A 23,772-nucleotide genomic window follows, 5' to 3' on the forward strand; every position below is an offset into this window, starting at 1 on the left:
CAGCTAAAGTGCCGATTGAAACAAAAGTGTCATGAAAACAGCTTCATGCATCCCCTTCCAAATCAACGCCGCCACTTGTGGGAGCTGGCTTGCCAGCGATGGCGTCCGTCCAGCAACCATTGACGTCGCTGACACTCCACTATCGCTGGCAAGCCAGCTCCCACAGGGATCGCGGTGTTTGAATGTTGCCCAAAACAAATGTAGGAGTGAGCCTGCTCGCGATAGGGCCATCAGCCTCAACATTGCTGTTGACTGACAGACCGCTATCGCGAGCAGGCTCACTCCTACAGGTTTTGCGCACTGACGCAAATTTATCGGTGCATGAAAAAACCTGCGGGAGTCTGGCTTGCCAGCTCCCACAGGTTTTGTACTCGCTGCTGGAAATCCCGATTACTGGCCCGGGATGTCCTTGCGCAGTTTCACCGGATCCTGCTGCTTTTTCTTCTTGGCCATTGCGCCGCGCAGTTTGATGTTGATCGCTTCAACCGCCAGCGAGAACGCCATCGCGAAGTAGACGTAGCCTTTCGGTACATGCACGTCGAACGACTCGGCAATCAGCACCGTGCCGACCACCAGCAGGAACGACAGCGCCAGCATCTTCAGCGACGGATGCTTGTCGATGAATTCGCTGATCTTGCCCGACGCCAGCATCATCACCAGCACGGCAACGATGATCGCTGCGATCATCACTGGCACATGGGAGACCATGCCGACCGCGGTGATCACCGAGTCCAGCGAGAAGACGATGTCGATGATCGCGATCTGGATGATGGTGTAGAGAAAGTTGCCGCCCTTGCCGCCAGGCGTGTCGTCGCTTTCGTCTTCGCCTTCCAGCGCGTGGTACATCTCTTGCGAGCTCTTCCACAGCAGGAACAGACCACCGAAGAACAGGATCAGGTCGCGGCCGGAAATGCCCTGGCCGAACACCTCGAAGAGGTCGGCGGTGAGGCGCATGACCCAGGTGATCGACAGCAGCAACAGGATCCGCGTGATCATGGCCAGGCCAAGACCGAAGATCCGGGTGCGCTGCTGCATGTGCTTGGGCATGCGGCTGACCAGGATCGAAATCATGATGATGTTATCAATGCCGAGGACGATCTCCAGGGCAGTCAGGGTAAAGAAGGCAACCCAGATTTCGGGGTTGGTCAGCCAATCCATGTGTATTCCTTTGTACGAGTGTTAAACCGAAAAAGGTCCGGGCTTCAAACCGCGAAGCCAGGACCCGAAACGGTGAGTCTTGGGGTTATAGAGTGCTGAACACCGGGAAAGTCCCCAACAGCAGTGCAGCAATCAGGATGCAGATACAAACCAGAATCGCCCATTTCAGGGTGAAACGCTGGTGGTCACCGAAATCGATGCCGGCCAGGGCCACCAACAGATAGGTCGATGGCACCAATGGGCTCAGCAAGTGGACGGGCTGACCGACGATCGAGGCACGGGCCATTTCCACTGCAGTGATTCCGTAGTGGCTGGCAGCCTCGGCCAACACCGGCAACACGCCATAGTAAAAAGCGTCGTTGGACATGAAGAAGGTGAACGGCATGCTCACCAGCGCCGTGATCACGGCCAGGTACGGGCCGAGGAAATCCGGGATCACCGCCAACAGGCTTTTCGACATCGCATCAACCATGCCGGTGCCCGACAGGATACCGGTGAAGATACCGGCGGCAAAGATCAGCCCGACCACTGCCAGCACGCTACCGGCGTGGGCGGCGACGCGATCCTTCTGCATTTGCAGGCACGGGTAGTTGACGATCATCGCGATACTGAACGCGACCATGAACAGCACCGGCAGCGGCAGCAGGCCGGCGATCAGCGTGCACATCAGGCCGAAGGTCAACGCACCGTTGAACCAGATCAGTTTCGGACGCCGTGCATCCGGGAATTGCGAGACGCTGATTTCGCTGTGATCAATCTCGTCGCCCGCCAGGTGCAACTCACCCAGACGCGCACGCTCACGCTTGCCGTAGAAGTAGGCAATCACCAGGATCGCCACCACACCGGCGGCCATGGCCGGGATCATCGGTACGAAGATATCCGACGGATCGACATGCAGCGCACTCGCCGCACGGGCAGTCGGGCCGCCCCATGGGGTCATGTTCATCACGCCACCGGCCAGAATGATCAGGCCGGCCATGATTCGCGGGCTCATGCCGATACGGCTGTACAGCGGCAGCATGGCGGCCACGCAGATCATGTAAGTGGTCGCGCCGTCACCGTCGAGGGAAACCACCAGCGCCAGTACGGCGGTACCGACCGACACCTTCAGCGGATCGCCCTTGACCAGTTTGAGGATCTTGCGCACGGCCGGGTCGAACAGGCCGGAGTCGATCATCAAGGCAAAGTAGAGAATGGCGAACATCAACATCACGCCGGTCGGCGCGAGCTTGGTAATACCTTCGAGCATCATCGGGCCGATCTTCGGCGCGAAACCGCCAAACAGGGCGAAGATGATCGGAATGATGATCAGGGCGATCAGCGCGGACAGGCGCTTGGTCATGATCAGGAACATGAACGTGATGACCATGGCGAAGCCAAGGAAAGTCAGCATGGGAATACTCCAGGCGTAGCGCGGCTAGGGAATGAGCAGATCGGGCGATCAGCGCAGAACGGGAAGCACGAGACGTACGGGCGGAGTGGGAGCGAGAAGGCGGGCTACAGAGGACATCAGAATCACCATTGTTGTTGTTAATTGGGCCTGGCGTGCGAGCAATCACATGCGTTGGCCAACCGGTCTTTTGCCGGAAGTGAGGCGATCCTAATGGGGCAAGCTTTCAGCCAGCTTTCGCTGATGAAAGCTTCGAATGAACGGTCAACCGATCGTCGGATGCGAACTAGAGTCAATGAACACGGGGAGGAGGGCTTTGAGGATGAACGAATTGCACAGCGGTGGCTGCCATTGCCGACACATTCGTTATCAGTTCAGCGGTGCACTGCACGACATCGCGCACTGCCACTGTTCGATCTGCCGCAAGGTCAGCGGCGGCATCGTCACGACATGGATCACCGTACCGGCGGCGAATTTCCAATGGCTGGCCGGGACGCCGTCAAGCTACGACTCGTCGAGCAGCTGCGCGCGGTTCTTCTGCTCGAATTGCGGCGCGCAACTGGCGCTGATGACGTTGCTCAGCCCTGAGAGCATCGACGTGACCATTGCCACGCTGGATCACCCGGAGCAGGCAGCGGCCGAGCGGCACATCTGGACCGACAGCCAACTGCCTTGGCTGCATCTGGACGAACACCTGCCGGGCGAGCCGGAGGAAACGCTTTAGCCGGGCTAAAGAGTGCTCAAAAAATAGACAGATCCAGCGGCCGCATCGCGCCCATCCAGATCGCGTGCTCGGTGTGGTCGAGCAAGTCATCGCCGGTGTCCGGGTGCAGGAACACCACCAGGCCGTTGCGATTGAGCGCCAGCCACGGCAACACCTCGCCGATCAGCTCCGGGCCGAAGGCCAGTTGGCAGCTCCAGTCCGGGTGCGGGCCGACCGGGCGCTCGTGAACGCGGCCCATTTTCAACGCAAACAATTGTGCTGCCTGCTCACACAAGGCCCGCGCCTGCTCAAGCGTGCCGGCATCGAAATAAACGTGGGCGTGATAGCCCTTGATCGCTTGCATCTGAAAGCCTCGCAAATCGGTTCGAACCCTCGACGTTGAGCGTGTGTCACACGTCATACAAGGGAAAACAAAAAGGGATCAGCCATGAAAAATGCCGAAACCCCGGTGGTAAAAGTGGTGCTCTATGGTGCCATGAGTAGCCTCGGCGCTGCGTTGATGGCTGAACTGCTGCGCCGTCAGCACGAAGTGATCGCAATACTCGACGACCTCACCGCCCTCGCACCGCGTCCGGGTTTACGTACCAAAAGCGGCGATCTGTTCGATTCCGAACGGGTCAATCAAAGCGTGGCCGGCAGTTCGGCAGTGATCTGTCTGCTTGATGCGCCGGGCCTGCCATTCAGTAGCGAGCATATAGAACGATCCGTGTTGCTGGGCCCCGTGGAGCAGGTATTGGCCGTTGATTCATTGGTCGATGGTTTGCAGGCAGCCAACGTCTCGCGGTTGTTTCTGGTGGGTGATTTTGCCGTGCTCGACGAGCAGGATCTGGATGATCGTCTGCAACGCCACGCCGCCGAGGAAATTCGCGAAGCACTGCAAAGCAGCCCGCTGCACTGGACGCTGGTCAACGCACCACGCGGCGTTGCAGGTTTGACGATTGAACATTTCAGCCAAGTCGGCAGCAATCTCGAACCGGGTCTGGCAGAGCCGCTGGAGCGTTTGAATCGGGTGGCTGTGGGGATTGCCGATGAGCTGCGGCTGAATCTGCATGTAGGCCAACATGTGAATTTCGTCGCGGCTAGCGAATAGGTCGCTACACGGCGATGGAAGGCAGTGCGAGTCCATTGAGTGATTCGGCACTGCTCGCCTGCTCCATCATCAACCAATCGACAAACTGCTGGATCAATGCTCCCCGGCGTTTGCGCTGGGGCAACACCACGTAATAGCCCAACCGCGACAACGTGGTTTCGGCAATCGGTCGACATAACAAACCCTGGGTCAATAAGTTATCCACAAGGTGCCGCCAACCAATCGCCACGCCTTGGCCGCCAATCGCCGCTTGAATCAACAGCGTGTAATTGTCGAAACGCAATTGACCCGGGGCGGGCGGGGTAGTGATGCCGAGTTCGCGAAACAATCCACTCCAGTCGAACCAGTTGCTGCTGTTTTCACCGCGCAGGTGCAGTAGCGGAAACTCCAGCAAGGCCTGAGCGGGCAGAGGTAGTGAGCGATTTTTGAGCAATTGCGGGCTGCACACCGGGAACACTTCCTCGCTGAACAGCCAATGGCTTTCGCCCTGCTTGAAGCGCCCGTCACCAAACAGAATCGCCACATCGATATCGGTGCGCAGCATATTGTGGTTGCGCTCACTGGTGACCAGGCTGACATCGACGTGAGGATTAGCTTCGTGGAAGCGGTGCAGGCGCGGCATCAGCCAGTAGGCCGCGAAAGCGAAATCGGTGGCGACTTGCAGCACCTCATGTTGCTGCTGTGCGCTGATTGCGCTCAAGCCTGCGTCGATATTCTGCAACCCGAGGGTAACTTGCTCGAACAGGATTATCCCGACTTCAGTCAGCTCGATACCTCTGTAGATGCGATCAAACAGTCGAGTGCCGAGCTGTTCCTCCAACCGTTTGATCTGCTGACTGATCGCCGGTTGCGTGGTGCCAAGCTCTACCGACGCAGCAGTAAAGCTGCGATGCCGAGCGGCGGCCTCGAAGGCGCGCAGCAGGTCGAGCGACAGATCACCAAGTGCCTCATACATAAGCTGTGCTTATCCTAGTCATTGTTCGGCGCGGGCTTTACCGGATACAGCATGGGCTCCATGCTCGATCGCAGCAATGTCGCATAAATATTCACTATGGAATGCCGCGATCACATGAAGCGCAAGAATATTCTTTTCATCATGGCCGATCAGATGGCCGCGCCAATGTTGCCGATCTACGGCCCTTCGCCGATCAAACTGCCCAATCTTTCCCGCCTCGCTGCCCAAGGCGTGGTGTTTGACGCCGCGTACTGCAACAGCCCGTTGTGCGCACCGTCGCGCTTCACCCTGGTCAGCGGCCAGTTGCCGAGCAAGATCGGCGCCTATGACAATGCCGCCGATTTCCCCGCCGACATTCCCACCTATGCCCATTACTTGCGCCGCCTCGGCTACCGCACCGCGCTGTCGGGCAAGATGCATTTCTGTGGCCCGGATCAACTGCACGGCTATGAGGAACGCCTGACCAGCGACATCTACCCGGCCGATTACGGCTGGGCAGTGAACTGGGATGAGCCCGATGTGCGGCCGAGCTGGTATCACAACATGTCTTCGGTACTGCAAGCCGGGCCGTGCGTACGCACCAACCAGCTCGACTTCGATGAAGAGGTGGTGTTCAAGGCTCAGCAATACCTGTTCGATCACATCCGCGAGGACGGCGATCAACCGTTCTGCCTGACCGTATCGATGACTCACCCACACGACCCGTACACGATTCCCAAGGCTTTCTGGGATTTGTACGACGACGCCGATATCCCCTTGCCTACGACGCCGGATCAACACGAACTCGATCCGCATTCTCAGCGTTTGCTCAAAGTCTACGACCTATGGGACAAGCCGCTGCCTGTGGATAAGATCCGCGACGCGCGCCGTGCGTACTTCGGTGCGTGCAGCTACATCGACGCCAACGTCGGCAAACTTCTGCAAACTCTCGAAGAAACCGGGCTGATTGACGACACCGTCATCGTTTTCTCCGGCGATCACGGCGACATGCTTGGCGAAAAAGGTCTCTGGTACAAAATGCACTGGTTTGAAATGGCGGCCCGCGTGCCCCTGTTGATAAGTGCGCCGGGGCAGTTCGGAGCGGGCCGCATCAGCGCCGCCGTATCCACCGCCGATCTATTACCCACGTTCGTCGAACTGGCCGGCGGCACGCTGGAACCGGGCTTGCCGCTGGATGGCCGTTCGCTGATGCCGCATCTGCAAGGGCAGGGCGGCCACGACGAAGTTTTCGGCGAATACATGGCCGAAGGCACGATCAGCCCGCTGATGATGATCCGTCGCGGCGCCTACAAATTTATCTACAGTGAAAGCGACCCTTGCCTACTCTTCGATGTGCACAACGATCCGCGTGAACTGGAAGAACTCAGCCATTCGCCGCAACATCGTTCGCTGTTCGACGATTTTCTCGCCGAAGCGCGAGCCAAGTGGGACATCCCGGCCATTCACTGCGCTGTGCTCGCCAGCCAGCGCCGCCGCCGATTTGTCGCCGATGCGTTGACCATCGGCAAGCTGAAGAGCTGGGATCACCAGCCGCTGGTCGACGCCAGTCAGCAGTACATGCGCAACCACATCGACCTCGACGATCTGGAACGCAAGGCCCGTTATCCACAACCCTGCCAAAACCAATAATGTTAAGGGGAAGTCCATGCGCAAGTTATCCACAGCACTGACGATCAGCATATTGGCGCTGGCCAGCGGATCGGTATTCGCCGAGCAAAGCTGCGAGACGGTGAAAATGGCCGACCCCGGCTGGAGCGACATCGCCGCGACCAACGCCATCACCAGTTTTCTGCTGGACGGCATGGGCTACAAGGCCAAGGTCGACACCCTCGCGGTGCCGATCACCTTCGGCGGTTTGAAGGATGGCCAGGTCGATGTGTTCCTCGGCAACTGGATGCCGGCGCAGCAGGGCTTCTATGACAAATTCGTTGCCACGGGTGATGTCACGCAACTGGCGAAAAACCTCGACGGCACCGAGTTCACCCTGGCGGTGCCGGACTACGTATGGGACGCGGGTGTGCATGACTTTGCCGACCTGAACAAATACGCCGACAAGTTCGAACGCAAGATCTACGGCATCGGCTCCGGCGCACCAGCGAACATCTCGTTGCAGGAAATCATCAAGAAGAACGACTTCGACCTGGGTCAATGGAAGCTGATCGAGTCCAGCGAACAGGCGATGCTCGCCGAGGTTTCGCGGGCGGTGAAGAAACAGAAATTCGTGACTTTCCTCGGCTGGACGCCGCACCCGATGAACGTGCAGCTGAAAATGCATTACCTGAAGGGCGGCGAGAAATACTTCGGTGACACCGGTAGCGTGTTTACCCTGACGCGCAAGGGTTACGCCGAGGCCTGCCCGAACGTGGGTAAATTGCTGACCAATCTTTCGTTCACTCAGGAGATGGAGAACAGCATCATGGCCGAAGTGGTGAACAAGAAGGTCAGCAATGCAGATGCGGCGAAGGCGTGGATCAAGGCGAATCCGGCGGTGCTGGACAAATGGCTGGATGGGGTGAAGACGGCTGATGGCAAGGATGCGTTGCCTGCTGTGAAAGCCAAGCTTTAATTTAGCGCGCACAGATCGTTCCCACGCTCCGCGTGGGAATGCCTCAACGGACGCTCCGCGTTCGGCTTTGAATGGGACGCGGAGCGTCACGGGCTGCATTCCCACGCAGAGCGTGGGAATGATCGGCGTAAGGGCTGATACCCTGTTTAAAATTTCAACCGCGAGGACCCATGGCCTTCCCCAGTCGCCGCTCACTGCTTCCCTTCCTCACCTGGCTGCCCCGGCAAACCCGCGCCAGCGTCGGACGGGATCTGATCGTCGGCCTCAGCGGTGCGATTCTCGCGTTACCGCAGTCGATTGCCTACGCCTTGATCGCCGGTCTCCCACCCGAATACGGCCTCTACGCCGCCATCATTCCGGTGCTGATCGCCTGTCTGTGGGGTTCCTCGTGGCACCTGATCTGCGGCCCGACGGCGGCGATTTCGATTGTGCTGTATGCCAGCGTCAGTCCGCTGGCCGTGCCGGCCTCCCAGGACTACATCACCCTGATTCTGCTGCTGACCTTTCTCGCTGGGGTTTTCCAGTGGTTGCTCGGCTTGCTGCGTTTCGGCGCACTGGTGAATTTTGTCTCGCATTCGGTGGTGCTCGGTTTCACCCTTGGCGCGGCAGTAGTGATTGCCATCGGGCAGTTGCCGAATCTGCTGGGGCTTGAGTTGCCAGCGAAAGCCACGGCGCTCGCCAGCCTGATGGATCTGCTGGGGCATTGGCGGGCGGTGGATAAACCTTCATTGCTGCTTGGCGTGGCAACTGTGTTCGTCGGTGTGGTGCTGAAACAAATGGTGCCACGCTGGCCGACCCTGCTGATCACGTTAGTGCTGGCCAGTCTGGTGGTGTGGCTGTGGCCGGCGATGTTCGGCCATGTGCATCTGGTCAGTGCTTTTGTGGGGCGGTTGCCGCCGTTCAGTGGATTGCCGCTGGATCTCGACATGATTCTGCGCCTGCTGCCGAGTGCGATCGCGGTGGGCATGCTCGGACTGGTCACCAGTCTGTCGATTGCCCGTTCGATTGCTGCGCGATCGCAGCAGTTGCTCGATGCCAATCAGGAGGTTCGCGCACAGGGTTTATCGAATATCGTCGGGGCGTTCTTTTCCGGATCGTTGTCCGCCGGATCATTTACCCGCTCGGGGTTGAGTTACGAGGCGGGTGCGTGCTCGCCGCTGGCCGGGATGTTTTCGGCGATCTGGGTCGCGCTGTTCGCAATTTTCGGCGCCGGGTTGATCGCGCACATTCCGATCCCGGCCATGGCCGGCAGCATTTTGCTGATCGCCTGGGGGCTGGTGGATCATCGAGGCATTCGTGCATTGCTGCGGGTCAGCCGTGCCGAGTTCGTGGTGATGGGCCTGACCTGCCTCGCCACGTTGCTGCTGGAATTGCAGACGGCGATTTATGCCGGGGTGCTGGCGTCGCTGTTCTTTTACCTCAAGCGCACTTCGCAGCCACGGGTGCAGCATTGGCGCGATGGCGAGGACGATGTGCTGCGCGTCGGCGGCTCGATCTTTTTCGGCGCCAGCCATTACCTGCAAGTGCGCCTGCAACGCCTGCACGGCGCGCGGGTGGTGATCGAGGCGCAGCAGATCAACTTCATCGACTATTCCGGAGTGGAAATGCTGCATCAGGAGGCGCGGCGCTTGCTGAGCCAGGATCGCAGCCTGACCTTGCGCCGGGCGCGGCCGCAGGTGGTGGAGGAGTTGAGGAAGCTTGAAGGGCCGGAGAAATGTCTGATCCGGTTTGAGGATTGATCTGATATCCGTGTCGAACTCAATCGCTGGCAAGCCAGCTCCCACAGGGATTCAGGTGATCCTTGTGGGAGCTGGCTTGCCAGCGATGCTTTTAAAGGGCCAGTTGCCGACGCAATTCTGCAAGCACAGGCGCCGTGTCAGGACGCACACCGCGCCACAAAAAGAATGCCTCTGCGGCCTGCTCGACCAGCATCCCCAAGCCATCCATCGACACCGCTGCGCCATGCTCGCTGGCCCAACGGCAGAACGCAGTCGGTTCCTTGCCGTACATCATGTCGTAGCACAGAGTCTTGCCCGGCTCGATCAGGCTCGGTGAAATCGGCGGCACCTCACCGGTGAGGCTGGCGGAGGTGGCGTTGATGATCACGTCCACCGGCTCCTGCAACCAGTCGAAGCCGCTGGCCGACACCGGGCCCAGATCGCAGAACAGTTCCGCCAGCAGCTCGGCTTTATCCACCGTGCGATTGGCGATGATCACCGACACCGGTTTCTCCGCGAGCAACGGCTCCAGCGCCCCACGCACCGCGCCACCAGCACCGAGCAGCAGGATGCGTTTACCGGTCAGACTGAACCCGGCATTCACCGTCAGATCACGCACCAGTCCGGCGCCATCGGTGTTGTCGCCGAGCAGCGAGCCGTCAGCCAGTTTGCTCAAGGTGTTCACCGCGCCGGCGCGTTGTGCCCGCGCCGTCAGGCTGTTGGCCAGGCGGTAAGCGTCTTCCTTGAACGGCACGGTGACGTTGGCACCGCGACCTTCCTGGAAAAACGCCGTGGCGCAACCGGCGAAGTCGTCGAGCGGCGCCAGCAAGGTGCTGTAGTCGAGGCTCTGCCCGGTTTGTTCAGCGAACAGTTTGTGAATCATCGGCGACTTGCTGTGACCGATCGGGTTACCGAAAACGACGTAACGATCCATCAGATGTCCTCAGGCCTGGGCCAGCCAGTCGCGGTCTTGCAGGAAATATTCAGTCAGGCGCGCCTCTTCGCTACCAGGCTCGGCCTTCCAGTCGTAGCCCCAACGCACTTGCGGCGGCAGCGACATGAGGATCGACTCGGTGCGCCCGCCCGATTGCAGACCGAACAGCGTGCCACGGTCGTAAACCAGGTTGAACTCGACGTAACGGCCACGGCGGAATTCCTGGAACTCGCGCTGCTGGGCGGTGAACGCATCGTTCTTGCGGCGCTGCACAATCGGCAGATAAGCGTCGATGTAGGCATCACCGATGGCACGCATGAAAGCGAAACTGGTGTCGAAATCCCACTCGTTCAGGTCATCGAAAAACAGGCCGCCGATGCCGCGCGGTTCGTGGCGATGCTTGATGTGGAAGTAGGTGTCGCACCACGCCTTGTAGCGCGGATACACGTCCGGGCCGAACGGCGCGCAGGCTTGCTCGGCGACGCGGTGCCAGTGAATGCAGTCTTCTTCATTGCCGTAATACGGGGTCAGGTCGAAGCCGCCGCCAAACCACCAGACCGGCTCTTCGCCCTCCTTCTCGGCGATGAAAAAGCGCACGTTGGCGTGGGACGTTGGCACGTGTGGGTTGTGCGGGTGAATCACCAGCGACACACCCAGGGCTTCGAAGCCACGGCCGGCCAGTTCCGGACGATGGGCGCTGGCCGAGGGTGGCAGACCGCTGCCAAAGACGTGGGAAAAGTTGACGCCGCCCTTTTCGATCAGCGTGCCGTTCTCGATCACGCGGGTGCGACCACCACCGCCGGCAGGCCGGGTCCAGGCGTCTTCGACGAAACGCGTGCCGCCGTCCTCGTTTTCGAGTGCGGCGCAGATGCGGTCTTGCAGGTCGAGCAGATAGGCCTTTACGGCGTCGGTGCGGGTCGTCATGGCTTCACCTTGAACGGGGCATAACTACGCGGCGCCCCGCAGGCGGGGGTCGGCGCAAATGGGCGCGTAGCATACCACCGCAGGCAAGCGCGCCGCAGTTGACGAAGATCAAGCATGAGAGTTGGATAGGGACCTCGCAAAAGACCCAAGGAGAGCAGGCAGATGGCAAAGCGTATCCAGTTCCGCGCCCACGGCGGTCCCGAAGTGCTCGAATATGTTGACTACCAACCCGCGGCACCCGGCCCCAATCAAGTACGTGTGGCCAACAAGGCCATCGGCCTGAACTTCATCGACACCTATTTCCGCAGCGGCCTCTATGCACCGCCAGCCCTGCCGTCTGGCTTGGGCGCTGAAGGCGCCGGCATCGTTGATGCGGTCGGCAGCGACGTCACCCGTTTCAAGGTCGGTGATCGTGTGGCGTACGGCAGTGGCCCGTTGGGCGCCTACAGCGAATTGCACGTCCTGCCTGAAGCCAATCTAGTGAAGCTGCCGGACGAGATCAGTTTTGAAACCGCCGCCGGGGTGATGCTCAAGGGCCTGACCGTGCAATACCTGCTGCGCCAGACCTACGAACTCAAGGGTGGCGAAACCATCCTGTTCCACGCCGCTGCCGGGGGCGTCGGCTCGTTGGCCTGCCAATGGGCCAAGGCGTTGGGCGTGAAGCTGATCGGCACCGTGAGCTCGAAAGAAAAAGCCGATCTGGCCAAGGCCAACGGGGCCTGGGCAACCATCGACTACAGCCACGAAAATGTTGCCGAACGCGTACTGGAGTTGACCGACGGCAAGAAAGTCCCGGTGGTCTACGACGGCGTCGGCAAAGACACCTGGCTGACGTCGCTGGACAGCGTGTCGCCGCGCGGTCTGGTCGTGAGTTTCGGTAATGCCTCTGGCGCAGTGGACGGCGTGAATCTGGGCATCCTTTCGGCGAAGGGCTCGCTCTACGTGACCCGTCCGACCCTGGCGACCTACGCCAACAACGCCGAAAACCTGCAGCGCATGGCCGATGAGCTGTTCGAAATGATCATCAGCGGCAAACTCAAGGTTGATATCAGCCAGCGTTATCCACTGGCTGACGCAGCGAAGGCGCAGACCGAGTTGTCGGCTCGGCGCACCACCGGCTCGACCGTCCTGCTGCCGTGACACGACGTTACCCCGCTGAGTCCGGGGTAACGCCCAGCTCGATAAAAAATGGCGTCTTGCCGGCAGAGGTTGTTTCGAAACCACTGCGGTCAAGACGCTGTACCCGCAATCCCAACACGCCAGGCAATCTGAGCAGAGCGCTGGCTTGCGCTTCGCTTTGCAACGCCTGTTCGAGGGCGACTTCTGCACGGGCAGGCAGTTTGTCCTGAGCGATCACCAGTCGCATGCGGGCACCATTGGCCTGCCGATTGATCTGTACCTGAACGTCGCTGGTGTCCAGGTCAGGCAGCGCCCGGGCGAGTACGCTCATGACCTGCCGCTGCGTGACGATCGCACCGCCCAGTTTGATCGTGGTTTCGACCCTCCCCTCGAGTTGCAGCACGGGCAGTGTGCTGCCACAGGCACACTTCGCCACATTACGCAGCACCCGCCCACGATCACCAATCCGATACCGCAACAGCGGCACATGATCTGGCAGCAGGGATGTCAGCAAAAACTCGCCGCGCTCACCTTCGGCCACTGCTTGCAGGGTCAGTGGATCAACCACTTCGAGCAGCATGGCGTCGGCGTGCAGATGATAGAACCCGTGCTCAAGATGAGCGCACTGAAAGCCGATGGGGCCGGTCTCCGTCGAGCTGTAGCCCAGCGACCGAATTTTTATCGCGGGCCAGTCCCGCGCCAATTGATCGCGCAGCCGCTGACTGCATGGCTCCCCGATGTAGTAGAGCCATCGCAGACTGGCCAATTGCTCTGTATCAATATCGTCGTGGTTGAAAAGAGCCGCCGCAAAGGAAGGGGTGCACATCAACGCATCGGCCGTTTGCGACTGAATCAGCTCGGCAATCCGCTGAACGCCCATCAATGCTCCAGCGGGCAACAGGCGCGCACCGATGTGCTCGACGATGGCTGCGGCGTGCTGAAAAGCGCCCTGCATCTCGCCGGCGGTCAGGCAGTTGATGACCACTCCGGGACGTTCATCCGCCACACCGAACATCCTCGCACCCAAAGGCACGATGCTCGCGTTGAATGCCCAGGAATGGGTGATGTGTTTACGGTTGCCGGTGCTGCCTCCCGACGTCAGGGTCAGCCCGCCACCCAGCGCACGGTGCGAAGCCTCGCCCAGCGCGGAAAACAACACACCACCGTGTTCATCTTCCACGGCTTGGATCGGCAGGCGATGCAGGTCTTCCCGGGTCTGCACCTGCAGGATCTGCGGACACAATTTACAGAACCACGGCAGTGACCGCGCATTGGCAAGTTTGCGCGCAAAGGCCTGATCGGGCGGGACTGTCGGATCAATGTTCATCGCCGCGCCCTCCCTGACGAATGCCCAACTCATCGAATCCGTCCGTGATGGCATTGGCCAGACATTCCAACTGGGTCTGACTGTGGATCGCACTGATGGCCAGACGCAGAATCGCCTCACCTTTGGCCACCACCGGAAACAGTGCGGTGGTGACCGCAATGCCCTGCCGCCGCAGGTGCAGCGCCAGATTGATCGCATCGCGCTCGGCGCCGACACGGACAAAACGAATAGGCGAGGCGACTTCATGGTTACCCAGCACCGGGCCGAGCAAAGCGTCGATCACGGCCACATTTCGCCACAGTGCCGCCTGTAATAGCCCGAGCTCAGGCGACAGGTGAATGTCCCCGGAGGCGACCGCCGCGCCAACGCCGCCCATCGACAGTGGCCCGCCGAAGGTATAGGTCGACGCATGGCGTCTGATCATCTCGGCATCGGCGGCGGTCAGCACGGTAATCGCCCCGCCCGTCGCACCAAACGCCTTGGACAGCGAAGACAGAAGGATCAAGCGATGACGCAGTCGCGCATCGGCCGCGGCGAGTGCATAACCACCCCCTGACGTGCCGTGGATCGAGGTGCCGTGAGCATCATCCGCATACAGATATCCCTCAAAGCGCTCAGCCAGTTGCAGCATTCGATTGATCGGATACACACCTCGCATCGAGCCAATGCTGTCGGTCAGGATGATCGGAGTATTGCCAGCGGCTACCGCAGTGGAGCAGGCCTGCTCGACTTGCTCCACATCACTGCAATCGCAACGCTGGACGGGCCCGAACTGCCACAGAATCCCTTGCAGCACTTGCATCGAGGCATGCGCCGCCCGGTCGACGATCCAGCAAGGACCACGCCGTAACGGGTAGGACGGCAACTCGCCAGAACCCAGCAAAGGCAGACAGCCCAGATGCGCACTGCCCACCGAGTTGAAGGTGACCGTGTGCCCCTGAAATATCTGGTTCAACTGCTCATCCAGCTCAAGCATGGGCGGCAGCAGGGCTCGGGTGCGTGCGGCGGCAAACTGCACACCAAAGGATTTCACGGCGCTCACCGCACTGTGAATCAGGCGTGGATCACACTCCAGTCCCAGGTAAGAGCATGAGAGGAACTCGGTCAGCCGTTCTCCGCTGCTCAACTCAATGTCCTTGCCCTCGCGCCTGACCAGCTCCAAGCGGTTGAGCCCGGAATCGAACAACTGCTGCTGATCGGCGCGCGCCTGTCTGACACGGTTTTTTACCCAATTGACGGTCGGTTGCTGAGTATTCATCGGGATGCCTGCAAAGATGTCGTCCGGCGATAGACCTGCACACGCCAGAGCTGGGTTTTCTCTCGTGCAATCGCTGCCTGGTATTCGGCGGTGGTATCGCAGAAACCTGCACAATCGGGCCGGACAACATGCAAATGGGCACGGATGACCGTCAGCGCTTCCTCGGCCAATGACGGGCGCAAGCGCTGCAAGACGCTGGCACCGGTGGCCTTGGGCATGAAGGAAGGCACGTCCGAGAGCGAGACGAAATCGATATCCGTGTGGTTGGCGGCGCAATCGAGGATGTCGGCCTGCACCACCCGCAACTCGCACTGTTGAAGAGCTTCACGGGCCTTGTGGAAAATTTCCGGCTCGCACTCCAGCGGGAAACCTTGCGGGTCGCGCAGTTCACCGAAAAACAGCATTTGCAGGAAAAAGCTCTCACGCACGACTTGCGTGGTGAACAGGGCATGGAAAATCCCCAGGTACACCTCGCGAGAACTGATACCCAGGTTGTTGCGAGGAAACGAGCCCTTGTACAGCAGCGAGTTGAGCACCGCTGCGTTGCCCAACAACGCAATCACCGCCCGCCAGCGCTTCAGAGGGAAACGGGTTCGGTAATAGTTCGTTTGCTCGTCGAGGTCCCGGCACTGAAAAATCTCCCGACCCGCCTTGCCAGTAAATAGCCGGTTGATCTTCGCCAACCGCTGTAGGGTTTGCTCGAACGCCCCCATGTAGATCGGCGCTTGCCATTGACGGGCCTGGAACAACTCCGCCAGCCAGCGCCGATCGGCTCGCGGTACGTTGAGTTGCTGCAGGATGGATTGGCGTCGTGACACCAGAGTCCCCGCCCGGTACCCCATGAAATCCATGAACGTTTCGTGATCGGTCTGTTCCAGCAGGGCAAATCGTAACCGCGTGTACGCCAGTTGCGGCGCGCTGATATCGGTACAGGTCATGCGCGCCGGACTGCGGGCCAACAGCGGCAACAGCCGTCCGCCACTCCCGGCGATGCCCATCACATGCTTGGCACGTGCGGGCAGGATCGCGTATTCCAGCGCGGAGTCTTCATCCCCCAGTGCGGAGTTCAATTGCTGGAAGTAGTCAGCCATGCCTGCCTCCCGGCACCCATCGGGGAAATCGCCGCAGGAGCCTCATGAGTCGGCCAGTGCATGGAGAAAGTCATAACGCGGCGCGAGGTCGTTTTGCCAGGCCTCATATTGCTCATAAACGGCTTCAAGCATATTGCCGGTCAGGCGCAAGCTGGTTTCCATCACATTGGCAATGGCGTCCCAGTCGCACTGGCGCTTGCACGTACGTTGCAGGATGACTTTTATTTCGTTGAAGTGTTCGACATCAATATCGGAGTGAGCAACGAAGAACGTCAATTGCGCCGATTTCAATGACAGCGTTTCGCTCAATTTATTGATTAGCGGCGTGATGAATTGATAGGCATTTTCCGCCCAATAACTGTATCCGAGGCGTTGTAGTGGATTACCGGTGAACGATATCCAGTACAAATAGGCAATCAATACTTCGGTTGCCGGAAGTGCCGGGGGTATATCGAAACTCTCATTCTTGAGTCCAAGACTCATGACATCATGCAGGGCCATTTTTTCATGACCTACTTCTTGCGCTGCGTGCTCAAAACAGAACTTTGCATAGACCGGGTTATCGGCATGACGCACACCGACCAGTCCCTGGTTTCGCGCATTGTGCGCGGTGTAGTGAAAGGTTTCGATCATGTAAATCGCATATAAGGCTTTGGACACACGACCTTCACGTATGGCTTTTACCAAGCGAGAACCATTGAGTATCTCGGCCCATGCTTTTTCGATTCGGTTATCAAGCTGGATCAACTGTTGTTCAAAGCTGAGTGGCGCATTCATTGTGGTGCTCCGGTTGGTCTACGGTGGCGTGGTCAGGTTGTTGTACAGCCGCAAGGATCTGCTGCCATTGCGCGGATAGCAGCCAGTAGCCACCGCGAGCGCGTTGCTCGATTTGCAGGGCGTCGGAGGTGATCGGTGTCAGGCCGAATCGCTGGAACAGTCGCCGTTGCGGCGTTCGGCACAAGGCAGTGACGCCTTGATATCCATGGTTGATTGCCCACGCTGTGGCGGCTGCCAGCAGGCAGGTGATCGGCACGGGCAGATGGGTTCGCGAGTGAGTAATCAAGCGGCTGAACTCGACATGGCGCGACAACGCCACGGTGGGAGAAACATGCCGATGCGCCAGTGACGCCCACTCGAACGGCGCAGGCGTTACCCTTAATACCGCCACAAGGTGGTCATGCTGATAAAGCAGGAAGTGCGTACTGCGCGACGTGATCCCGAGCCGCTTTTCAAGCATCCGGGCCCGGGAGGTCAGCATGTAATGTTGCAATCGCAGGCGAAACTGCCGACCAATGAATCGTTCAAACTCTTGCGTGTCTGAACCCGCATCAAGAGTAATGACGCGACAATCTTCATGGCGACTGCTCAAGGTTGCCTGAAGTGACTGCAGATAATCCATGAGTTGCAAATCCGTAGTATCCATTCCTTCTCCGCAGACGTTGACTTATCGAAGTTTCCTTGGCGCATTGGAATAATGGATGCTTTTAGAAATATCGCCACTGCGCGACTTCTGATAATGACGTGGGAAAAGTTACTGAAAATGAATACTTACCGATTATTCTTACGCGTATGGAAAAGAACAAAACAACGAAGTGTTTAACTCGGTTAATTACTTGAAGGATAAATCGCAGACATGCGTAGTACTCCTCGCTATAAAAGCCGAAGAGCACTCAATACATGAAGTTCTAAGTGATGTCAGTCTGGACGAATTACATTACCGGTGGCCAGATCACGGATGACACTGGGATTCTTGCGACCGCCCAACTGGCCACCCAGGATCAAATCGATCTGCCCACGGAAATACTGCTCGACCCGCAGCCGCGTACGCGCCGCCGGCCGCCCCTGCGGGTTGGCCGACGTGGAGATCAACGGCCCGACCATCGAGCACAAATCACGTACCTGCGGGTGATCACTGACTCGCAGCGCCACGGTATCGTGCACTCCGGTGACCCACTCCGGCAGCAGGTTCTGATGGGGCACCAGCCAGGTATTCGGCCCCGGCCAAGTGCTGGCCATGCGGTCGATCCACTCTTGCGGGAAGTCTTCGAACAGGAAATCGAACTGGCGAATGTTGTCGGCGACCAGGATCAGTCCCTTGTCGACCGAGCGATTCTTGATCGCCAGCAGCCGATCCACCGCGTCTTCGTTCCACGGGTCGCAACCCAGCCCCCAGACGGCTTCGGTTGGATAGGCAATCACCGCCCCGGCGCGAATCTCTCGTGCGGCTTGTTGCACACGCCAACTGTTGACCATGAAAAAACTCTCCACAAACAGGTTTCGCGCAGTTTACCGATCTTCCTTGTAAAACCTAGCTCACCCGCGCAAACCAGCGGCCGTTTTCACTCGCGGCGCGGCCATCCATTTCCAGTTCGGTAAGGGCCGCCAGGACTTTGGGCAAGGACCAGCCACTGCTGTCGGCCAATGCCTCACTGGTGTGCGGCGCCGCGTGAAGCAGAGCAAGCAACGGATGATCGGGTTTCGAAGTTTCTGCGCAGTGTGGCAGATGCTGCCAGCCACGCAGGGCTTCGAGGATATGTTCGATGGTTTCCACCAGCACCGCGCCGTCGCGGATCAACTGGTGGCAACCGCGCGCGCCGGGGTGATGGATCGACCCGGGAATGGCGTAAACCTCTCGCCCCTGTTCGGCCGCCAGCCGTGCGGTGATCAACGAGCCACTGGCAACACTCGCCTCAACCACCAGCACACCCAGGGACAAACCACTGATGATCCGGTTGCGTCGCGGAAAGTTGCTCGCGCTCGGCCCGGCGTCCAGCGGAAACTCTGAAAGCACCGCGCTGCCGGAGGCGATCATCGCCTCAGCCAGCCGCCGATTGCGCTGTGGATAAAACTTTTCCAGACCGGTGCCCAACACTCCGACCGTGAGCCCGCCGACATCCAGCGCCGCCTGGTGCGCCGCCGCATCAATCCCCAAGGCCAGGCCGCTGGTGATGACAAAACCGGCCCCTGCCAGGCTGCGGGAAAACGCTGCGGCGGTGTCCATTCCCGGCCGCGAAGCACTGCGGCTGCCGACCATTGCCAGTTGCGGCTTTTCCAGAATCAGCGGATCTCCGGCCACGAACAGCAGCGGTGGCGGATCGGCAATCTGCGCCAGAAGCGCCGGATAATCCGCCTGATCCCACATCAGCAAATGTTGTCCCGGCCGCTCTAGCCAGCGCATTGCATGGCTGGCGCCGTCGCGCACCTCGGGGCTGCGCCGCGCTTCGGCTGACACCGCCGGTAAACCCAGTGAGCGCCAGGCGCTCGCCGGCGCGCTGATGGCTTTTGACGCCGAGCCGAAGGCTTCGAGCAATTTGGCAAATCGCTTCGGACCGATTTCCGGCAAGCGATGCAGGCGCAGGCGCGCTTCCAGTTCCGCAGGGGAAACCGGCGTACAGACAGACAGCGTCATGGATCATCCTTGATCGTTATAAGCCCCGAATTATTCGGAACAAGCTGTGGATAACTCTGTTGGTAACTTGTGAAGCATGCTTACGGATTTCGCACCTTGTCGAGCACCGCCAGCGAGCGCGATGCATTGAGCACGAGGCCGTAACTGAGTTTGTCGTAGGTGCGGAACACCATCAGCAATCCTGCCCGTTCGTCGGGGATTTTCAGCGGTTGGCCGGTGACCCGGTCGCGCACGGTTTCGCCGGTTTTCATGACCACCAGCACATTGCCCTCGGCGAGCCCGTCGCGTTTGCCCTTGTTCAGGGTGACCACGTCCATCACGCCGATCTGGGTGACGCCGCGTGGCACGTCGATGATCACGCCGTTGATATTGCTGGTCGGTGCGCTGGGCATGAAGGTCGAATTGATCGAGCGCTCCTCGCCGCTGAACAAGCGGTCACCGAGGCGCACTTCCTGGGTGGTGCGTTGCAGGGCGAGGGTGGCGACATCGCCTTCAGTGGCAACGATCTCACCGCCACCGATGTCATCGGCGTTGATCCCCAGGAACTCCTTGGTCTGCGGATCGGTGTAGACCTTGCCCTGGCGGAAGATGCCGTAGACCGGCTGATTCGGGTCGAAATGGCCACGCGCGAAGATCCGGTCGCCGGTGCCGCTGAGCACGCGTTCGGCATCGCCAGCGACGATGTACGGCGCCTTGTCGAAATCCTCGACCTTGTCGACGATGCGATTGCTCAGCAGAAAGCTGTTGATCGATTTCAGCGGGATGCTCGGAATCGCCTCGGCCACCGGGCTGGTGCGGATACGCGGCGACAGCTTGATGGTGCCGCGTGACTCGCCGCGATTGACGGTCAGGCGCGGCTGGCCATCGACGTAACTGAGCGTCAGCGTGTCGCCGGGATAGATCAGATTGGGGTTTTCGATCTGCGGGTTGGCCCGCCACAGTTGTGGCCACTGCCAGGGCTCGCGCAGGTATTTGCCGGAAATGTCCCAGAGCGTGTCCCCCGAAACCACCGTGTATTGCTGTGGAAAACCATCCCTGAGTTGCACTTGCCCTTGCGCAGCGCCGGCCGAGGCCAACAGCAGCAGGGCGAGTAGTGTTTTCCTCATGCAGTGAATCCCTTTATCATGTGCACTCGCGTGAATCGTCAGAGCCCCCGTGGCTCGCTCCTGCAATTGCAGCAGCTACGCTTCACAACGGTAGCCTGCATCTTCGGACCTGCCAGGCCATCGACCCGACTTTACTCAATACGTGCAGCAATCAGCCTATGGCCATTTTAAACATCCTCGAATTCCCGGACCCGCGTCTGCGTACTATCGCCAAGCCTGTGGCTGTAGTGGACGACGAAGTGCGTCAGTTGGTCGATGACATGTTTGAAACAATGTATGAAGCGCCGGGCATCGGCCTTGCCGCGACCCAGGTCAACGTGCACAAACGTATCGTCGTGATGGACCTTTCCGAAGACCGCACCGAACCCCGTGTGTTCATCAACCCCGAGTTCGAATCGCTGACCGACGAGATGGATCAGTACCAGGAAGGCTGCCTCTCGGTGCCGGGTTTCTACGAAAACGTCGACCGCCCGCAGAAGGTCAAGATCAAGGCGCTGGACCGCGACGGCAAGCCCTATGAACTGATCGCCGAAGGCCTGCTCGCGGTGTGCATCCAGCACGAATGCGACCACCTCAACGGCAAACTGTTCGTCGATTACCTGTCCACGCTCAAACGCGACCGGATCAAGAAGAAACTGGAAAAGCTGCATCGCCAGAACGCTTGATGCCCTCCTTCAAAGGCTTGCTGCGGCAAGCCTTTTTCTTTTTATGAGACTCCCTGAATGACTGAGCCACTGCGCATCGTTTTTGCCGGCACCCCGGAATTCGCCGCCGAACACCTCAAGGCCCTGCTGAACAGCCCTTACGAGATCGTTGCGGTCTACACCCAACCGGATCGTCCGGCCGGTCGCGGACAAAAACTGATGCCGAGCCCGGTTAAACAGCTGGCGCTGGAAAATAATATCCAGGTGTTGCAGCCGCCGACGTTGCGCAACGCTGACGCTCAGGCTGAACTCGCCGCACTGAAGCCGGATTTGATGGTGGTAGTCGCCTACGGCTTGATCCTGCCGCAAGTGGTGCTGGATATTCCGCGTCTGGGCTGCATCAACAGCCACGCCTCATTGCTGCCGCGCTGGCGCGGTGCGGCGCCGATCCAGCGCGCCGTGGAACACGGTGATGCCGAAAGCGGCGTGACCGTGATGCGCATGGAAGCCGGTCTCGACACCGGGCCGATGCTGCTCAAAGTCGTTACGCCAATCAGTGCCGAAGATACCGGCGGAAGCCTGCATGACCGTCTCGCCGAGATGGGTCCGCCAGCCGTGGTGCAAGCGATTGCGGGCCTCGCAGCCGGGACGCTGGAAGGCGAAGTGCAGAATGACGAACTCGCGACCTACGCGCACAAATTGAATAAAGACGAAGCACGCATCGACTGGAGCCGTCCGGCGGTTGAGCTGGAACGCCTGGTCCGCGCCTTCAATCCATGGCCGATTACCCACAGCACCCTCAACGGTGAGGCGCTGAAAGTGCTGGCGGCGACAATCGCCGACGGTAAAGGCGCGCCGGGCACCATCCTCAGCGCCAGCAAGGACGGCCTTATCGTCGCCTGCGGCGAACAAGCACTGTGCCTGACCCGTCTGCAATTGCCCGGCGGCAAGGCGCTGAACTTCAGCGACCTGTTCAACAGCCGTCGCGAGAAATTCGCTGTTGGCACCGTCCTCGGCGCAGTGGTGGACGTGCAATGAACCCGCGTCTGGCCGCCGCCAAGGCACTTGCCGCCGTGCTCAGCGGCAAAGCCTCGCTGAACAGTTCCCTGCCGACGCAACTGGACAAGGTCGAGGACCGCGATCGCGGCTTCACTCAGGATCTGGCGTTCGGCACCGCCCGCTGGCAGCCACGCCTGTCGGCACTGGCAGAAAAACTCCTGCAGAAGCCGTTCAAGGCAGCTGACGCCGATGTCGAGGCGCTACTGCTGGTCGGCCTCTACCAGTTGCTCTACACCCGCGTGCCAGCCCACGCCGCCATCGGCGAAACCGTGGGTTGCGCCGACAAGCTGAAAAAGCCCTGGGCCAAGGGTCTGCTCAATGCCGTGCTGCGCAACGCCCAGCGCGAAAGCGAAACGATTTTCGCCGAGCTGGAGCGCGATCCGGTAGTGCGCACCGCCCACCCGCGCTGGCTGCAAAAATCCCTGAAAGCCTTCTGGCCCGAGCAATGGGAAGCCATTTGTGCGGCGAATAACGCGCATCCACCGATGATCCTGCGGGTCAACCGCCGCCATCACAGCCGCGACGCCTACCTCGGTCTGCTGACCGACGCCGGAATCGCCGCAACGCCATGTGTCTACAGCCGCGACGGCATCATTCTTGAAGCCGCTGCTGATGTGCGCAGCCTGCCGGGTTTCGCCGAGGGCTGGATCAGCGTGCAGGACGAAGCCGCGCAGTTGGCCGCCGACCTGCTCGATCTGGCGCCAGGGCAACGCGTGCTCGACGCCTGCTGCGCGCCGGGTGGCAAGACCTGCCACATCCTCGAAGCCGAAACGGCGCTGGCCGGCGTGGTGGCAGTAGATCTGGAAGCCAAGCGTCTGGTGCGCGTGAAGGAAAACCTCGAGCGCCTCGGCCTCAACGCCGAACTGATCGCCGCCGACGGTCGCGATACTGAAAAGTGGTGGGACGGCAAACCGTTCCAGCGCATTCTGCTCGACGCGCCGTGCTCGGCCACTGGCGTGATCCGTCGCCATCCGGACATCAAGCTGACCCGTCAGCCAGACGACATCGTCGCCCTCGCACAACTGCAAGGCGAGCTGCTCGACGCCATGTGGAAAACCCTCGAAGTGGGCGGCATCCTGCTTTACGCCACCTGCTCGACGCTGCCGACCGAGAACACCGAGGTGATTGCCGCGTTCCTTGAGCGCACGCCAGGTGCCCGGGAGCTGGATCTGGCCACGACTGCCGGAATCAAACAGCCCCACGGTCGCCAATTGCTGGCCCAACAGGGCGGGCATGACGGTTTCTACTACGCAAAGCTGATCAAGATCGCTGCCGCGCGCGGCTAAACGGATTCAATGGA

The 23,772-nt window shown here is 60.0% G+C and carries 23 protein-coding genes; 9 read left to right on the forward strand and 14 right to left on the reverse strand.

Going from position 1 to position 23,772, the window contains the following annotated elements; genetic code table 11:
• Positions 1-390: 390 nt before the first annotated feature.
• Together AC3WMT_RS03290 and AC3WMT_RS03295 are read right to left on the reverse strand one after the other, a co-directional pair.
• Entirely contained in the window at positions 391-1,158 is a 768-nt protein-coding gene (locus AC3WMT_RS03290) for a TerC family protein (RefSeq protein ID WP_103302901.1), read from the reverse strand.
• A gap of 85 nt (positions 1,159-1,243) precedes the next feature.
• Entirely contained in the window at positions 1,244-2,551 is a 1,308-nt protein-coding gene (locus tag AC3WMT_RS03295; protein WP_103302900.1) for a CitMHS family transporter, read from the reverse strand.
• A 319-nt stretch (positions 2,552-2,870) separates the two neighbouring features.
• On the opposite strand from AC3WMT_RS03295, the gene AC3WMT_RS03300 reads away from it, so the two are divergent.
• On the forward strand, positions 2,871-3,272 hold the full coding sequence (locus tag AC3WMT_RS03300) for a GFA family protein (protein ID WP_103302899.1): 402 nt from the start codon (positions 2,871-2,873) through the stop codon (positions 3,270-3,272).
• A 16-nt stretch (positions 3,273-3,288) separates the two neighbouring features.
• Here the strand turns inward: AC3WMT_RS03300 and AC3WMT_RS03305 are convergent, their stop codons facing one another.
• Positions 3,289-3,615 carry a DOPA 4,5-dioxygenase family protein gene (locus AC3WMT_RS03305; RefSeq protein WP_103302898.1) on the reverse strand — a complete coding sequence of 109 codons (327 nt, stop codon included), beginning with the start codon at positions 3,613-3,615 and terminating at the stop codon, positions 3,289-3,291.
• Positions 3,616-3,699: 84 nt separating this feature from the next.
• Here AC3WMT_RS03305 and AC3WMT_RS03310 point away from each other — a divergent pair, with 84 nt between their 5' ends.
• Complete coding sequence (locus tag AC3WMT_RS03310; RefSeq protein ID WP_103302897.1) at positions 3,700-4,362, forward strand: NAD(P)-dependent oxidoreductase; 663 nt, start codon at positions 3,700-3,702, stop codon at positions 4,360-4,362.
• A gap of 4 nt (positions 4,363-4,366) precedes the next feature.
• Here AC3WMT_RS03310 and AC3WMT_RS03315 read toward each other — a convergent pair whose 3' ends face one another.
• Positions 4,367-5,317 carry a choline sulfate utilization transcriptional regulator gene (locus AC3WMT_RS03315; RefSeq protein ID WP_103302896.1) on the reverse strand — a complete coding sequence of 317 codons (951 nt, stop codon included), beginning with the start codon at positions 5,315-5,317 and terminating at the stop codon, positions 4,367-4,369.
• 114 nt (positions 5,318-5,431) lie between these two features.
• Here AC3WMT_RS03315 and betC point away from each other — a divergent pair, with 114 nt between their 5' ends.
• From betC to AC3WMT_RS03330, 3 genes are all read left to right on the forward strand, one after another.
• On the forward strand, positions 5,432-6,946 hold the full coding sequence (gene betC, locus AC3WMT_RS03320; protein ID WP_103302895.1) for a choline-sulfatase: 1,515 nt from the start codon (positions 5,432-5,434) through the stop codon (positions 6,944-6,946).
• A gap of 16 nt (positions 6,947-6,962) precedes the next feature.
• Entirely contained in the window at positions 6,963-7,883 is a 921-nt protein-coding gene (gene choX / locus AC3WMT_RS03325; RefSeq protein WP_103302894.1) for a choline ABC transporter substrate-binding protein, read from the forward strand.
• Between the two features lie 170 nt (positions 7,884-8,053).
• Complete coding sequence (locus AC3WMT_RS03330) at positions 8,054-9,622, forward strand: SulP family inorganic anion transporter (protein WP_103302893.1); 1,569 nt, start codon at positions 8,054-8,056, stop codon at positions 9,620-9,622.
• Between the two features lie 91 nt (positions 9,623-9,713).
• On the opposite strand, the gene aroE is transcribed toward AC3WMT_RS03330, so the two are convergent.
• Both aroE and hemF read right to left on the reverse strand, forming a co-directional pair.
• Positions 9,714-10,535 carry a shikimate dehydrogenase gene (aroE, locus tag AC3WMT_RS03335; protein ID WP_103302892.1) on the reverse strand — a complete coding sequence of 274 codons (822 nt, stop codon included), beginning with the start codon at positions 10,533-10,535 and terminating at the stop codon, positions 9,714-9,716.
• Positions 10,536-10,544: 9 nt separating this feature from the next.
• Positions 10,545-11,459, reverse strand: a complete 915-nt coding sequence (hemF, locus tag AC3WMT_RS03340) for an oxygen-dependent coproporphyrinogen oxidase (RefSeq protein WP_103302891.1) — start codon at positions 11,457-11,459, stop codon at positions 10,545-10,547.
• A 162-nt stretch (positions 11,460-11,621) separates the two neighbouring features.
• Here hemF and AC3WMT_RS03345 point away from each other — a divergent pair, with 162 nt between their 5' ends.
• Positions 11,622-12,599, forward strand: coding sequence for an NADPH:quinone reductase (locus tag AC3WMT_RS03345; protein WP_103302890.1), 978 nt, complete (start codon positions 11,622-11,624; stop codon positions 12,597-12,599).
• 7 nt (positions 12,600-12,606) lie between these two features.
• On the opposite strand, the gene AC3WMT_RS03350 is transcribed toward AC3WMT_RS03345, so the two are convergent.
• The 8 genes from AC3WMT_RS03350 to AC3WMT_RS03385 form a co-directional block, all read right to left on the reverse strand.
• Complete coding sequence (locus tag AC3WMT_RS03350; protein WP_256583479.1) at positions 12,607-13,938, reverse strand: phenylacetate--CoA ligase family protein; 1,332 nt, start codon at positions 13,936-13,938, stop codon at positions 12,607-12,609.
• Entirely contained in the window at positions 13,895-15,163 is a 1,269-nt protein-coding gene (locus AC3WMT_RS03355; RefSeq protein WP_103302889.1) for an aminotransferase class I/II-fold pyridoxal phosphate-dependent enzyme, read from the reverse strand. The genes AC3WMT_RS03350 and AC3WMT_RS03355 overlap by 44 nt, the downstream gene beginning before the upstream one ends.
• The gene (locus AC3WMT_RS03360; protein WP_103302888.1) at positions 15,160-16,254 is read right to left on the reverse strand and encodes a DUF3419 family protein; all 1,095 of its coding nucleotides are present in this window, start codon (positions 16,252-16,254) and stop codon (positions 15,160-15,162) included. Before AC3WMT_RS03360 ends, AC3WMT_RS03355 begins: the two co-directional genes overlap by 4 nt.
• A gap of 42 nt (positions 16,255-16,296) precedes the next feature.
• On the reverse strand, positions 16,297-17,031 hold the full coding sequence (locus AC3WMT_RS03365; RefSeq protein WP_103302887.1) for an iron-containing redox enzyme family protein: 735 nt from the start codon (positions 17,029-17,031) through the stop codon (positions 16,297-16,299).
• Entirely contained in the window at positions 17,009-17,653 is a 645-nt protein-coding gene (locus AC3WMT_RS03370; RefSeq protein WP_256583478.1) for a GNAT family N-acetyltransferase, read from the reverse strand. Before AC3WMT_RS03370 ends, AC3WMT_RS03365 begins: the two co-directional genes overlap by 23 nt.
• A 296-nt stretch (positions 17,654-17,949) precedes the next feature.
• Entirely contained in the window at positions 17,950-18,507 is a 558-nt protein-coding gene (tsaC, locus tag AC3WMT_RS03375; RefSeq protein ID WP_103302885.1) for an L-threonylcarbamoyladenylate synthase type 1 TsaC, read from the reverse strand.
• A gap of 55 nt (positions 18,508-18,562) precedes the next feature.
• Positions 18,563-19,663, reverse strand: a complete 1,101-nt coding sequence (gene dprA / locus AC3WMT_RS03380) for a DNA-processing protein DprA (RefSeq protein ID WP_103302884.1) — start codon at positions 19,661-19,663, stop codon at positions 18,563-18,565.
• Between the two features lie 80 nt (positions 19,664-19,743).
• Positions 19,744-20,769 carry a LysM peptidoglycan-binding domain-containing protein gene (locus AC3WMT_RS03385; RefSeq protein WP_103302883.1) on the reverse strand — a complete coding sequence of 342 codons (1,026 nt, stop codon included), beginning with the start codon at positions 20,767-20,769 and terminating at the stop codon, positions 19,744-19,746.
• A gap of 158 nt (positions 20,770-20,927) precedes the next feature.
• On the opposite strand from AC3WMT_RS03385, the gene def reads away from it, so the two are divergent.
• Genes def through rsmB form a run of 3 tightly spaced genes read left to right on the forward strand, consistent with a single transcriptional unit; the run spans position 20,928 to position 23,758 of the window.
• On the forward strand, positions 20,928-21,434 hold the full coding sequence (gene def / locus AC3WMT_RS03390; RefSeq protein ID WP_095182315.1) for a peptide deformylase: 507 nt from the start codon (positions 20,928-20,930) through the stop codon (positions 21,432-21,434).
• A gap of 57 nt (positions 21,435-21,491) precedes the next feature.
• Positions 21,492-22,451 carry a methionyl-tRNA formyltransferase gene (gene fmt, locus AC3WMT_RS03395; protein ID WP_103302882.1) on the forward strand — a complete coding sequence of 320 codons (960 nt, stop codon included), beginning with the start codon at positions 21,492-21,494 and terminating at the stop codon, positions 22,449-22,451.
• The gene (rsmB, locus tag AC3WMT_RS03400) at positions 22,448-23,758 is read left to right on the forward strand and encodes a 16S rRNA (cytosine(967)-C(5))-methyltransferase RsmB (protein WP_103302881.1); all 1,311 of its coding nucleotides are present in this window, start codon (positions 22,448-22,450) and stop codon (positions 23,756-23,758) included. Before fmt ends, rsmB begins: the two co-directional genes overlap by 4 nt.
• The last annotated feature ends 14 nt before the right edge of the window (positions 23,759-23,772 follow it).

This window comes from Pseudomonas sp. FW305-7, assembly GCF_058786735.1.